Annotated in this window: 1 pseudogene; it reads right to left on the reverse strand. The window is 67.1% G+C overall.

From position 1 onward, the window contains the following. A pseudogene (locus tag RA19_RS25230) lies at positions 1-350 on the reverse strand (response regulator); the annotation flags it as partial.

Raw genomic sequence — 350 nt, forward strand, 5'->3', positions numbered from 1 at the left:
CGCTCCTGCGCCTGGCCGCGGTCGCGGCCCAGGTCCTCGACCAGCTTGGTGCGGGAAACCGGCTCGCCGGGCTGGGCCGAGAAAATTTTCATCAGCTGGCTTTCAGTGCCGGTGAGCCGGATCAGCTCGTCGCCTTGCCACATCTCGCCGCGTTCGATGTCATACCGGATGGCGCCCAGATGCAGCACCTTGGGGGCGCTGTCCTGTGCTGTGGTGTCGGGCATCCGGCGCAGGATGGCATTGACCCGCAGCAGCAACTCCTTGGGCTCGAAGGGTTTCGGCAGGTAGTCGTCGGCGCCGGCCTCGAGCCCGGCAATCCGGTCTTCGGTCTCGCCCTTGGCGGTCAGCAG

The sequence above is a fragment of the Leisingera sp. ANG-M1 genome, assembly GCF_000813745.1.
In the GTDB taxonomy this organism is placed as follows: domain Bacteria; phylum Pseudomonadota; class Alphaproteobacteria; order Rhodobacterales; family Rhodobacteraceae; genus Leisingera.